A 12,196-nucleotide genomic window follows, 5' to 3' on the forward strand; every position below is an offset into this window, starting at 1 on the left:
CGATTGACCGGGAGGTATCGACCTACAGCGCCGCGTCGATTTTCCTGGCTGCGTCTGCACTGACCCACGCATGCCAGACTTCAGGATGTTCCTTGAGGAAGATTTTCGCCAGTTTCGGTGACTCGATACGTTCCTTGGCCATGCGGCCCAGATTCTGGTTCAGCAGATCTATCGGCAGGTTGACCTTTTCCAGCACGGCGACCAGTTCCGGGGCTTCGTCGTGGAAGGTTTTCGACAGGCCGACCTTGATGCTCACGCTCTTGTCGACGCCCGGTTTTTCTTCCAGTTTGACCAGGTCCACCTGGCCCATCAGCGGGGTGGGCGACCAGTAGTAGAACAGGATCGGCTCGCCACGCTTGTAGCTCGACAGCACCGCCGCATCCAGCGCAGGTCCTGTGCCCGGACGGAAGTTGGTGTAGCTGTTTTCCAGGCCGTAGCTTTTCAGCATTTCGCTGTTATCCAGCTCGCAGGTCCAGCCGGCCGGGCAGTTGTAGAAACGGCCTTTGGACGGTTCCTCGGCGTCCTTGAAAACAGCGGCGTATTTGCCCAGGTCAGCGATATTTTTCAGGTCTGGAGCTTTCGGTTCGAGTTTGCGCTTGGCGTCGCCGTCGATGACGTAACGCGGCACGTACCAGCCTTCGATTGCACCGACGATGGGCGCGCCGACGCCGACCACCTTGCCGGCCTTCTCGGCCTTGTTCCAGACCTCGCTGCGGCCGACCCATTCTTCGGCGAACACTTGAATGTCATTGCTGCTCAAGGCGTTTTCCATGGTGATGGAATTGCCCGGCAGGCTGTCGGTCTTGCAGTCGTAGCCTTTCTCCAGCACCACTTGCAGCACGTCGGTCAGGAGCATGCCGCTTTCCCAGTTCAGGCCGGCGAATTTCACCGGTTTGCCCGATTCGCACCAACCGGCAGCCTGGGTGGCGCCGGCACTGGCCAACAGGCCCATGGACAGCAATGTGGTCAGCAGGGTCTTGTTCGATTTCATTGTAATGACGCTCCTAATCATGAATGGGCTTACGGCAGTTCAAGAGGCATCCAGCCCTGTCCACGTCCAGATCAGGCCTGCGCCGCAGCGCGACCGGCCCCGCTTGTTTCGGGTTGTACTTGGCTGCTCTGCTCGACTGGCAGAATCAGCTGATCGGGCACTGCGCTGTGCCATTTTTTCGCGCACACGTAGTAAACAGCGGCTGGCAGCACCAGACCGATGATCCAGGAGATATCCACGTCACCGAGGGCGGCCACCAGCGGACCGGTGTAGAACTTGGTCGAGATGAACGGCAGCTGCACCAGCACACCGAACACGTAGACGCTGATCCCCAACAGGTTCCAGCGACCGTAGCGTCCCTTCGGATCGGCGAGCGCCGGCACGTCGTAGCGCTCACGGGTGATGCAGTAGTAGTCGACCAGGTTGATCGCGCTCCAGGGTGTGAAGAACGCGAGCAGGAACAGGATGAAAGACTTGAACGCACCGAGGAACGAGTGCTGACCGAGCAGCGCGATCAGCGTGGCCGCGCCGACGATTACCAGCACAAACACCAGGCGCTGCATGCGCGTAACGGTCAGGTGGCCTTTGAAACCACTGATGATCGTCGCAATACACATGAAACTGCCGTAGGAGTTGAGCGTGGAGATGGTCACCTTGCCAAAGGCGATGCTGAAGTACAGCAACGCCGCAGTGGCACCGGTACCGCCGAGACCGACGATGTAAGCCACTTCATGCCCGGCGAACTGGCCGTTGGCCGAAGCCGCCGCGAACACGCCGAAGATCATCGCCACTTGCGCACCGATCACCGAACCGGCACCGGCGGCGAAAAAGGTTTTCACCGCCGAGGTGTTGCTCGGCAAATAGCGCGAGTAGTCCGCGACATACGGGCCGAACGCGATCTGCCAGGACGCGGCCAGCGACATCGCCAGCAGGAAGCTGCTCCAGCTGAAGTGACGGATTTGCAGGAGCGCGCCAACGTCGGTCTGGCTCATCAACCGCCAGAACAGAAAGACGAAAGCAATCACGCCGATGATGCTGGCGACCCGGCCGATGAAGTGGATCACCCGATAGCCGAGCACCGTCACCAGCACGATGACGCTGGCAAAAATCAGAATGCCGACGCTGTCACTGACACCAAACAACTGCCCCAGCGCTTGCCCGGACAGCACGGTGCCGGTCGCGGTGAAACCCAAATACATCAGGCACACCAGCACGATCGGAATCGCCGCGCCATAAACGCCGAACTGCACGCGGCTGGAGATCATCTGTGGCAGACCGAGTTTCGGCCCTTGCGCAGCATGCAGCGCCATCACGCCACCGCCGAGCAATTGGCCGATCAGCAAGCCGATCAACGACCAGAACACATCACCGCCCAGCACCACGGCCAAGGCCCCGGTGACAATCGCGGTGATCTGCAGATTGGCGCCCATCCACAGGGTGAACTGGCTGAACAGACGACCGTGTCTTTCCGCTTCCGGGATGTAGTCGATCGAACGCTTCTCGATCAACGGTTTGTTGCCTGCACGATCGGTGTTGACAGCCATGATTCAACCTCTGTGGATTGTTTTAATAGTTCACTGAGCTTCGGTAGGGCTGCTTTTCTGTGGGAGCGAGCTTGCTCGCGAATAGGCCAGAACTTTCAACATCTGTGCTGGCTGACAGATTGCCTTCGCGAGCAAGCTCGCTCCCACATAAAGCCAAAGCGTGTTACTTGCCCCCGGTGATCATCGGCAGATTCAGCCCCTGCTCTTTGGCGCAATCGATGGCGATCTGGTAACCGGCATCGGCGTGACGCATGACCCCGGTCGCCGGGTCGTTGTGCAGTACGCGGGCAATGCGTTCGGCCGCTTCGTCCGTGCCGTCGCAGACAATCACCATGCCCGAGTGCTGCGAGAAGCCCATGCCGACGCCACCACCGTGGTGCAGCGAAACCCAAGTCGCGCCGCTGGCGGTATTGAGCAGGGCGTTGAGCAGTGGCCAGTCGGACACGGCGTCGGAACCGTCCTGCATCGATTCGGTTTCGCGGTTCGGGCTGGCGACCGAGCCGGAGTCGAGGTGGTCACGGCCGATCACGATCGGCGCCGACAGCTCGCCGCTGCGGACCATTTCGTTGAACGCCAGACCGAGTTTGGCGCGCAGCCCCAGACCAACCCAGCAGATCCGTGCCGGCAGCCCCTGAAAACTGATGCGCTCGCGGGCCATGTCCAGCCAGTTGTGCAGGTGCGCGTCGTCCGGGATCAGCTCTTTGACCTTGGCGTCGGTTTTGTAGATGTCTTGTGGATCACCCGACAGCGCCGCCCAGCGGAACGGACCGATGCCACGGCAGAACAGCGGACGGATATAGGCCGGCACGAAACCTGGGAAATCAAAGGCGTTTTCGACGCCTTCTTCCTGAGCCATCTGACGGATGTTGTTGCCGTAGTCGAAAGTCGGGATGCCCTGCTTCTGGAATTCCAGCATGGCTTTGACGTGCACGGCCATCGACTGCTTGGCGGCTTTGATCACAGCGGCCGGTTCGGTCTTGGCGCGGGCGCGGTATTCGTCCCAGCTCCAGCCGGCTGGCAGGTAACCGTTGAGCGGGTCGTGGGCGCTGGTCTGGTCGGTGACCATGTCCGGGCGCACGCCGCGCTTGACCAGTTCCGGCAGGATTTCTGCGGCGTTACCGAGCAGAGCGATGGAGATCGCTTTGCCTTCTTTGGTGTATTTGTCGATACGCGCCAGGGCGTCGTCGAGGTCTTTGGCCTGTTCGTCGACATAACGGCTTTTCAGGCGGAAATCGATGCTCACCTGCTGGCATTCGATGTTCAGCGAGCACGCGCCAGCCAAGGTTGCCGCCAGCGGTTGTGCGCCGCCCATACCGCCCAGACCGGCAGTCAAAACCCACTTGCCGGTGAGGTTGTCGTTGTAGTGCTGGCGACCGGCTTCGACGAAGGTTTCGTAGGTGCCCTGAACGATGCCCTGGCTGCCGATGTAGATCCAGCTGCCGGCGGTCATCTGGCCGTACATGGCCAGGCCTTTGGCGTCGAGTTCGTTGAAGTGCTCCCAGCTCGCCCAGTGCGGCACCAGGTTGGAGTTGGCGATCAGTACGCGCGGGGCGTTGGCGTGGGTCTTGAACACGCCGACCGGCTTGCCCGATTGCACGAGCAGGGTCTCATCGTCGTTGAGGTTGGTCAGGCTTTCGACAATCTTGTCATAGCACTCCCAGTTACGCGCCGCGCGACCGATACCACCGTAGACCACCAGCTCTTTCGGGTTCTCGGCGACTTCCGGGTCGAGGTTGTTCATCAGCATGCGCAGCGGCGCTTCGGTCAGCCAGCTCTTGGCGGTCAGCTTGTTGCCGCGCGATGCACGGATTTCGACGTTACGAACCTTAGTAGGCTTATTGTCAGTCACGAAAAAGACTCCTCAGCGATCAATTCAAACCAACCCTGGCAGTGGGCAAGCAGCCTGTGCGCTTCGATGCGCGACAAGCGAATCAGTGGACGCTGCGGAGAGTCTCAAGCGACTCATACGCATACGTCTTTACTTGTACATACAAGCATATGCAATCAAGCGGCCAACTTGCTGGAGGGGCGTTCAAGAAAAATCGCGCAGAGGGCTGTAGAGCGCCTGGATCAAGGGCTCAAGCGTGGATGAAATATTTCGAGGGTATGGATTGACGCAACTGGGGATTATTACGAGAGCGTGGTTTTGCGCCACGCTGGGGCGTTCGGTAACAAGTTGGTGCGTGCAGGAAACAGCTTTCGGGATCGTTCCCACGCTCTGCGTGGTAACGCCGCCACGGACGCTCCGCGTTCGCTGGTGACGAAGAATGTCACGGGATGCATTCCCACGCAGAGCGTGGGAATGATCGAGAGAAAGGCGTAATTAGCGAGCTGTCAGCTCGATCACGCAACAAGCGGCATAGGTCGAGACTTCGATCAACCCGGTGTTACCGTCCAGTTGCAGACAATCATGTCGCCCCAACTGAGACGTGCTGCCACCAACCCCCACTTGCAGCAAGTCACTGACACTGAACACCAGTACCGTCGATGCCGAGCTGAAAAACCGCTGCTCACCGTTCAGCCACTGCAACCGCGCGCTGTAACGCTGCGGCGCGTAGATCAGATTGAAGTCGCGAATCGCGCCGCCGAGCAACGTGCACGACACCTGACTTTCGCCACTGAAGGCGAATGGGTCGAGGGGTAACAGCGGCCGACTATCGTCACCGTCAACGCTCAGGGTCATGCCATCGCCCTGCAACACGGTGATCACTCGCTGGTACCCAGCGAACGTCGAGAAACCGCCCGATTCAGCGATGTCGGCAATCGATAGACGCCAGCCGAAACCATCAAGACCGGCACCTGCGTCACGGGTGATTTCTTCGGTGCTGCCGCCGCCGTTTTTCCACGGCATACGCGGGTAGCCTGCGGCGCGCAGAACCTTCACTTCGTTACTCATTTATGAAACCGCCCTTCCAGACGATGACGGGAACCCGGATGGATCAAGCGCGCTGCGGTCACTGGCTGCCGACCGGACCACGTGCGGCGGCGAATCAGCAGGCACGGCTCGCCCTTTTCGATCTGCAACAATTTGCACTCGGACGGCTCAGCGAGAATCGCCTCGACCACGTGCTCGCCCTCGGTCAGCGGGGCGACCTGGTTGAGATAGGCGTAAGGGGTTTGCAGGGTGAAATCCTGCTTGAGGTATTCCGGGGCGACCAGCGCGTTGACGAAGCGGTCTTCGATTTGCACGGGAATGTCGTTTTCGTAATGCACGATCAGCGAGTGGAACACCTTCTGCCCCTCGCGCATGTCCAGCGCCAGCGCGCGCTCGGAACCGGCGGCCTCTTCTTCGAGGGTGATGACCTGGCAGGTGTGGCGATGGCCACGGGAGGCGATTTCATCGGCGATGTTATGCACTTCAAACAGCGCCGACTGGCTCTTCGGCTCGGCAACGAAAGTGCCGACGCCTTGCATGCGCACCAGCAGGCCGTCGGCGGTCATCTCGCGTAAGGCGCGGTTGATGGTCATGCGGCTGAAGCCCAGCTGGCTGACCAGTTCGCTCTCGGACGGCACGCGGTAATGCGGCGGCCAGTTACCGCTGTCGATCTGCTGGGTGATCATCTGTTTGACGCGGGCGTACAAGGGCGCCGGACTGTCGCCCATGTTCGCGGCCAACGGGGAGACTGGAGGCGGAGTCGGCACGGTGGATCCCTGTTCTTGGATGAAAGTGGCTAGCTTGCCGGAGTTTACCGGGCAGGCAAACGTCTGTATATGTATATACAAATAACACACGATGGGGTGCCGAACCATGTCCGCCTTCTTTGCCGAACGCGCACTGCTGCCTAATGGATGGGCCAATAATGTACGTCTTGAGGTCAGCGCCGATGGCTTGCTGACCCAAATCCAGGCCGATGCCAGCGCAGACGGCGCCGAACGGCTGAGCGGCCCGTTGCTGCCGGGCATGCCGAATCTGCACTCCCACGCCTTCCAGCGGGCGATGGCCGGGCTGGCCGAAGTGGCCGGCAACCCGAACGACAGTTTCTGGACCTGGCGCGATCTGATGTATCGGCTCGTCGGAAAAATCAGCCCGGATCAGCTCGGCATCATCGCCCGTCAGCTGTACATCGAAATGCTCAAGGCCGGTTACACCTCAGTCGCAGAATTTCACTACGTGCACCACGACAGCAACGGCCAGCCGTATGCCGACCCGGCCGAACTGGCCTTGCGCATCAGCCAGGCCGCCAGTGACAGCGGCATCGGCCTGACCCTGCTGCCGGTGCTCTACAGCCACGCCGGTTTCGGCGGCCAGACGCCCAATGACGGCCAGCGACGGTTTATCAACAGCACGGAAAATTACCTGAATCTGCAATCGCGCTTGCAGCCATTACTGGCGCAGCAAAAGGCGCAATCGCTGGGCCTGTGTTTCCACTCGTTACGTGCGGTGACACCACAACAGATCAGCGAGGTGCTGGCGGCCAGCGACCCAAAATGCCCGGTGCACATCCACATCGCCGAACAACAGAAGGAAGTCGACGACTGCCTGAGCTGGAGCGGGCGTCGGCCGCTGCAATGGCTGTATGAAAATGTCGAGGTCGATCAGCGCTGGTGCCTGGTCCACGCGACCCACGCCAACCAGGAAGAAGTCACGCTGATGGCCAACAGTCGCGCCATCGCCGGGTTGTGCCTGACCACCGAAGCGAATCTGGGCGACGGGATTTTCCCGGCAGTGGATTTCCTCGCTCAGGGCGGGCGCATGGGCATCGGCTCCGACAGCCATGTATCGCTGAGCGTGGTGGAAGAATTGCGCTGGCTGGAATACGGCCAGCGTCTGCGTGATCAGCGCCGCAATCGCTTGTACGGCGCGGATCAGCCGATGGTCGGGCGCACGTTGTATGACGCCGCACTGGACGGCGGCGCGCAGGCGTTGGGGCAGCCGATCGGCGCGCTGGAAGTTGGCAAGCGGGCCGACTGGATTGTGCTCGATGGCAACGATCCCTACCTGGCGACGGCCAGCGGCGACGGGATCTTGAATCGCTGGTTGTTCGCCGGTGGCGATCGGCAGGTGCGTGATGTGATGGTGAATGGCCAATGGGTGGTGCGCGGCGGCAGGCATGCCGGCGAAGAAGACAGTGCGCGTGCCTTCACCCAAGTCCTGCGCGACCTTTTAGGCTGACACAAACCCCCAATGTAGGAGTGAGCCTGCTCGCGATAGCGGTGTGTCAGTCACATATTCATTTTCTGACACACCGCTATCGCGAGCAGGCTCACTCCTACAAGGTTTTGCAGTGTTCTTCAGTTCGAAGTTTTAGCCATCTGCCGATCCGTCGCCCGCCAGATCAGCCGGGTGGTGTCATACCCTTGCTGACGCGCCTTGCTCAGCAAGTCCTCGCGCACCACACCGTTGACGGTCGGTGTGCGCGACAGCAGCCACATGTACTTGCGGCTTGGGTCGCCGACGATGGCGGTCTTGTAGTCGTCGCTGACGTACAACACCCAGTATTCGCCTTTGGCGACGCCCGGCAGCAGGCGCGAGAACCAGTTGTCGAACTCGACCCACAGCTTGTCGGTCTTGCCCGGCACTTGCGGATAAGCCGTGCCCTTGGCCTCTTCCCATTGCCAGTCCGGGGTCAGGCAGCGGTTGAGCACCGCCACGTTGCCGTCAGGCTTGAGGGTGTAATGCGCTTCGGATTGCGCGCAGTTGCGCTGGAAGTACATCGGCAGACGCGCCAGTTCGTACCAGGTGCCTTGATAACGCTTGAGATTGACGCTGTTGACGGTTTTCGGTGCCAACGAATCGACGCCGGAAGTGGCGCAGCCGGCCAAAACCAGGCCGGCAAAAAGAACTAACAATAACCGCTTCATTTTTTTCTCCGTGGGCGCGAAGCCCCGGTTTACTTCAGGCCTTGGCCGGAAAACATCAGCACTTTGTCACCGGCGTACTGCACGCTGATAAAGCTGTTCTTGTCGCCCCAGGTGCAACTGGACATGCCGAGCGCGCCCGAGCAATCAGTCGGTTTGCCCAGCAGGGTCTCGACTTCGGCCTTGGCCATGCCGGCCGAGAGCTTCGAGTAGTTTTCCTGATTGACCTTGCTGCATGCGGCCAGCAGCACGCAAAAGCACAGAAGGGCGAGAGATCGCAGCGACATGGTGTAACTCCTGGAGCGGAAGGGGGCTGGCATGGTGCCAACCAGAAGCTTAGAAGAGAAAACCCTCCGCTGGTTCCCTGACAAGATGGCTATTTGTTCATCCGCTCGTCCGGCATTTTTCGGTTAAATCAGACACTTTGTAGGGCTATTGAGCATTTCGTCGATTTTCCGCCAGCACGTCTAATCTTTGGCGCGCGCCGGTCGAAATAAGAGCAGCGCAACGCCAGGGAATATGGCAAATTGCCGCCCTTTCCTGACCAGCCCTTGCTCGGTAGTTCATTCGATGACCAGAAACCTGAAATTCAGCCACAAGATCTTGTTGGCTGCCGCCCTCGTGGTGGCCGTTGCGTTCGCCTGTTTCATTCTGTTCAACGACTATCGACAACGTCAGGCTCTGAGCAGCAGTACCGAAGCGACCATGCAGGAACTGGGCAGTCTGACCACCAGCAACATCCAGACCTGGCTGGAAAGCCGCATCCAGCTGTTGCAATCGTTATCCCAGCAAGTGGCGGTCGACGGCAACGCGCCGGCCAGCCTCAAGCGCATCATCGACCTGCCCGCCTACACCGGCAATTTTCAGCTCAGCTATTTCGGCGGCGCGGACGGCGTGATGTTCTCGGTGCCGGCCGGCAATCGCGCACCGGATTACGACCCGCGCGCCCGCGGCTGGTACAAAGCGGCCAATAGCGCACAACAGACGATCGTCACCGAACCTTACATCGCTGCCTCATCTGGCAAACTGGTGATTACCGTCGCCACGCCGGTGCAACGTCAGGGCCAGATGCTCGGCGTCGCCGGTGCAGATATCGATCTGACCAGCGTCAGTGCAATCATCAACTCGCTGAACTTCGGCGGTCACGGTCACGCCTTCATTGTCAGCGCCGAAGGCAAAATACTCATTCACCCGGACAGCAAACTCGTACTCAAGACCCTCGCCGAGGCCTATCCGAATGGCGCACCAAAAGTCAGCCCGGGCCTGAAGGAAGTCGAATTCGACGGCAAGACTCAATTGATCTCCTTCACCCGCGTCAATGGCGTGCCGTCGGCTGACTGGTACGTGGCGCTGGTGCTCGATAAAGACACCGCTTTCGCCATGCTCAGCGAATTTCGAACCTCAGCGCTGATCGCCATGGCCATTGCCGTGGTCATCATTCTGGCGTTGTTGGGCATGCTGATTCGTGTGCTGATGCAACCGCTGCTGACCATGGGCCGCGCCATGCACGATATCGCTGAAGGTGAGGGCGACCTGACCAAGCGTCTGGTCATCCATGGCAACGATGAATTCGGCGCACTAGGCACCTCGTTCAACCGCTTCGTCGAGCGTATCCACACCTCGATCCGCGAAGTGTCCTCGGCCACCGGTCAGGTCAACGAAGTCGCCCTGCGCGTGGTCGCCGCATCGAACTCATCGATGTACAACTCCGACCAGCAAGCCAGCCGCACCAACAGCGTCGCCGCCGCGATCAACCAGCTCGGCGCAGCCGCCCAGGAAATCGCCCAGAACGCCGCCCTCGCCTCGCAGCATTCCAGCGATGCGCGCGGCCTCGCCGTCGAAGGTCAGCAGGTGGTGGATAAGACCATCCACGCCATGCAGCAGCTGTCGGCGAAGATCAGCGACTCCTGCGGCAACATCGAAACCCTCAACAGCAACACGGTGAACATCGGCCAGATTCTCGAAGTGATCACCAGCATTTCCCAGCAAACCAACCTGCTTGCCCTCAACGCGGCGATCGAAGCGGCGCGGGCCGGTGAGGCCGGGCGTGGTTTCGCCGTGGTTGCCGACGAAGTGCGCAACCTCGCCCACCGCACCCAGGATTCGGCGCAGCAAGTGCAAAAGATGATCGAGGAACTGCAAATCGGCGCGCGTCAAGCGGTGAGCATCATGACCGAGAGCCAGCGCGAGAGCGAAAGCAGCGTCGGCATCGCCAACCAGGCCGGCGAACGCCTCGGCAGCGTGACCCAGCGTATCGGCGAGATCGACGGCATGAACCAATCGGTCGCCACCGCGACTGAAGAGCAGACCGCCGTGGTTGAGTCGATCAATGTGGATATCAGCGAGATCAACACGCTGAATCAGGAAGGTGTGGAAAACCTGCAGGCGACATTGCGCGCGTGTTCGGATCTGGAGCAGCAGGCAGCGCGGTTGAAGCAATTGGTGGGTAGTTTCCGGATTTAAAATGCTGCTATTGACCCTATCGCCAGCACGCTGGCTTCCACAGTGGTGCGGGCACGGCACCGGGAGCCTCCCTGCTGGCGATGGGGGCATTAGCCACGACAGCGCCCAAATTGTAATACGCTGGTCAGGCCCCACTGACAGTGGACTGAATTAAGACTAAACTCAGTCCTCATCAATTAGGCGAGGCTCAATCATGAAGCTTTCATCGCAAATCAAACCGATCAGTTACCTGAAAAGCCACACGGCCGATATCGTCAAATCCATTACTGAAAGCCGCGAACCGCTGGTAATCACTCAAAACGGTGAAGCCAAGCTAGTGGTTATGGATGTGAAAAGCTTTGAAGAGCAAGAAGACACAATGGCGTTGCTGAAACTGTTGGCGATGGGTAATCGGGAGATCGAAGAAGGCAAGTTCAGTGAGGCTGAAGACGTTTTTGCCGAACTGGACAGGGCCGATCATCAATGAGTTTAAAGGTCGTTATTCTTCAGTCCGCACAAGCAGATCTCAAAGAGCTTCGCACATACCTCGTCAGGCAGTTCTCGACGCAAATCTGGCAAAGCACTTATGCCGATCTCAAAACCGCAATTCTTGGTCTCGCCGATCAGCCTTACTCAGGATCGATTCCTGGAGAAATCGAGAAACTCAATCTTGGCCAGTATCGGCAGATTATCTCTGGCATGAACCGCGTGATTTACGAAGTGCGGGAAGCCACAGTGTTCATTCATATCGTTGTCGATACGCGAAAAAGCTTACCGGCGCTTTTGATGAAACGACTTCTAAGAGGCAATCCCTGAATCAAAACCGAGAACCGGGCTGACCAAGAAACTCCAATTCCTCAGCCGTAGACTCCCGCCCCAACACCGCATTGCGATGCGGAAACCTCCCAAACTGCGCAATCACCTTCCGATGCCGCTCGGCATAATCCAGATTATCTGCAAACACCGCCCTCTGCGCTTCCGGCTGTTCCGCCACCAGTTCGATGAATCGCGACACTGCCTCGTTCTGTGCCGCGAGGTTTTCGCAGTGTTCGAATACCAGATAAATGAACACACGCTGGATCGGTTTCAACTGCCGATCGAAATCCGCGGCAATGCCTTGGGCGACGAGTTTCTGCGCGCGCAAATCACCGGAGTAGGCTTTAGGGGTGTTGCGATGGATCATTCGCGGCAATTGATCAAGCAACAGCACCACCGCCAGCCAACCTTCGGGACATTGCGTCCACTCGGTCAATTCGCCGGCCAGGGCCTGATCGACAAAGACCCCGAAACGCGTCTGCGCTTCGAGGTCCTGGCTGTCACGCTTGCCGAACCACAACTTGCCCTTGTCAGCCGATATCTCATTCGGTGATTCGGCATTTCCGAACCACCAATCGAGCAACGGCTGCCAGGGCGCGTTCAT

The 12,196-nt window shown here is 59.4% G+C and carries 12 protein-coding genes and 1 pseudogene; 5 read left to right on the top strand and 8 right to left on the bottom strand.

The window, feature by feature from the left end:
* Positions 1-22: 22 nt before the first annotated feature.
* The 5 genes from V6F91_RS14480 to hutC all read right to left on the bottom strand — a co-directional run bounded on the left by V6F91_RS14480 (position 23) and on the right by hutC (position 6,138).
* Positions 23-991, bottom strand: a complete 969-nt coding sequence (locus tag V6F91_RS14480) for an ABC transporter substrate-binding protein (protein ID WP_332765509.1) — start codon at positions 989-991, stop codon at positions 23-25.
* A 71-nt stretch (positions 992-1,062) separates the two neighbouring features.
* Positions 1,063-2,535 (bottom strand): cytosine permease, encoded by a 1,473-nt coding sequence (locus V6F91_RS14485; RefSeq protein WP_332765511.1) that lies wholly within the window; start codon positions 2,533-2,535, stop codon positions 1,063-1,065.
* Positions 2,536-2,698: 163 nt separating this feature from the next.
* Entirely contained in the window at positions 2,699-4,384 is a 1,686-nt protein-coding gene (gene hutU / locus V6F91_RS14490; RefSeq protein ID WP_332765513.1) for a urocanate hydratase, read from the bottom strand.
* 474 nt (positions 4,385-4,858) lie between these two features.
* On the bottom strand, positions 4,859-5,431 hold the full coding sequence (locus V6F91_RS14495) for a HutD family protein (protein WP_332765515.1): 573 nt from the start codon (positions 5,429-5,431) through the stop codon (positions 4,859-4,861).
* Positions 5,428-6,138, bottom strand: coding sequence for a histidine utilization repressor (gene hutC, locus V6F91_RS14500; protein WP_162803449.1), 711 nt, complete (start codon positions 6,136-6,138; stop codon positions 5,428-5,430). The genes V6F91_RS14495 and hutC overlap by 4 nt, the downstream gene beginning before the upstream one ends.
* Before the next feature lie 145 nt (positions 6,139-6,283).
* On the opposite strand from hutC, the gene V6F91_RS14505 reads away from it, so the two are divergent.
* The gene (locus V6F91_RS14505) at positions 6,284-7,648 is read left to right on the top strand and encodes a formimidoylglutamate deiminase (RefSeq protein ID WP_332765517.1); all 1,365 of its coding nucleotides are present in this window, start codon (positions 6,284-6,286) and stop codon (positions 7,646-7,648) included.
* 119 nt (positions 7,649-7,767) lie between these two features.
* Here V6F91_RS14505 and V6F91_RS14510 read toward each other — a convergent pair whose 3' ends face one another.
* Both V6F91_RS14510 and V6F91_RS14515 read right to left on the bottom strand, forming a co-directional pair.
* Positions 7,768-8,337, bottom strand: coding sequence for a lipocalin family protein (locus tag V6F91_RS14510; RefSeq protein WP_090280288.1), 570 nt, complete (start codon positions 8,335-8,337; stop codon positions 7,768-7,770).
* A gap of 29 nt (positions 8,338-8,366) precedes the next feature.
* A complete protein-coding gene (locus V6F91_RS14515; protein WP_093105895.1) occupies positions 8,367-8,621 on the bottom strand; it encodes a hypothetical protein in 255 nt (84 codons plus the stop codon).
* Between the two features lie 283 nt (positions 8,622-8,904).
* Here V6F91_RS14515 and V6F91_RS27460 point away from each other — a divergent pair.
* The 4 genes and pseudogenes from V6F91_RS27460 to V6F91_RS14530 all read left to right on the top strand — a co-directional run.
* A pseudogene (locus V6F91_RS27460) lies at positions 8,905-9,939 on the top strand (HAMP domain-containing protein); the annotation flags it as partial.
* Positions 9,940-10,032: 93 nt separating this feature from the next.
* Positions 10,033-10,797, top strand: coding sequence for a methyl-accepting chemotaxis protein (locus V6F91_RS27465; RefSeq protein ID WP_423815334.1), 765 nt, complete (start codon positions 10,033-10,035; stop codon positions 10,795-10,797).
* A gap of 193 nt (positions 10,798-10,990) precedes the next feature.
* Positions 10,991-11,263: a type II toxin-antitoxin system Phd/YefM family antitoxin gene (locus tag V6F91_RS14525; RefSeq protein ID WP_332765523.1), complete on the top strand. Its 273-nt coding sequence runs from the start codon at positions 10,991-10,993 to the stop codon at positions 11,261-11,263.
* A complete protein-coding gene (locus V6F91_RS14530; protein WP_332765525.1) occupies positions 11,260-11,592 on the top strand; it encodes a type II toxin-antitoxin system RelE/ParE family toxin in 333 nt (110 codons plus the stop codon). Before V6F91_RS14525 ends, V6F91_RS14530 begins: the two co-directional genes overlap by 4 nt.
* Position 11,593: 1 nt before the next feature.
* Here V6F91_RS14530 and V6F91_RS14535 read toward each other — a convergent pair whose 3' ends face one another.
* Positions 11,594-12,196, bottom strand: a complete 603-nt coding sequence (locus tag V6F91_RS14535; protein WP_332765527.1) for a DUF924 family protein — start codon at positions 12,194-12,196, stop codon at positions 11,594-11,596.

This window comes from Pseudomonas koreensis (assembly GCF_036668835.1).
Classification (GTDB): Bacteria; Pseudomonadota; Gammaproteobacteria; order Pseudomonadales; family Pseudomonadaceae; genus Aquipseudomonas; species Aquipseudomonas koreensis_I.